Genomic DNA, 618 nt, shown 5'->3' with positions numbered 1-618 from the left:
ATGACTTCTTTGTCCTTTCTTTCGGCACGGGCGGCACATCGAGCTGCTTCTGTATGTTGCGCAGTGCATCCCTGTTGCAAGGTGAGAGTATGCCGTAGTGGCGTATCCTTACAAACCTGTCGGGAAGAACATGCAGTGACAACAAGCCAAGGAACTTGTCAATACCCATTTCCATGACCTTGTGCTTGCCGCCTTTCCTGTAGTCCTTATAGTCGTATGAGATGCTGTTGTCTGTCACGTCAAGAATCCTGGAATTGGTTATCGCCACACGATATGCATATCTGGCAATATACTCCAACACCTGATTCACTCCCTTTGCGGGAGGGCGGGAGTAAACGACCCAGTGCTTATTCTTACACTGATAGCGTATGTAATCGGCAATAATGTAGTTTTCTTCCTTTAGCCTCCGTGTTAGCAGGTTCATAAACCTGCCATAGAATTTGTCGCTCATGCCATGCACGGGAAAAAGGAAGTCACTCTTTTCACAACCATTGAGATGATGCCACACACCGAGTTTGTCCATCCCGCCACCCGGCACAATGCAGTGAATGTGCGGATGGTAGAACAGATTGGAACCCCACGTATGAAGAATGGCGGACATGCCGGTACGCAGTCCCT

The 618-nt window shown here is 48.9% G+C and carries 1 protein-coding gene; it reads right to left on the bottom strand.

What is annotated here, in order from left to right; all coding sequences use genetic code 11:
• A partial coding sequence (locus CIK98_RS11235; protein WP_172409916.1) for a transposase occupies window positions 1-618 on the bottom strand: 618 nt, incomplete at both ends.

It is taken from the genome of Prevotella sp. P2-180 (assembly GCF_002251435.1).
Lineage (GTDB): Bacteria > Bacteroidota > Bacteroidia > Bacteroidales > Bacteroidaceae > Prevotella.
This window is presented reverse-complemented; position numbering and strand designations above follow the sequence as displayed.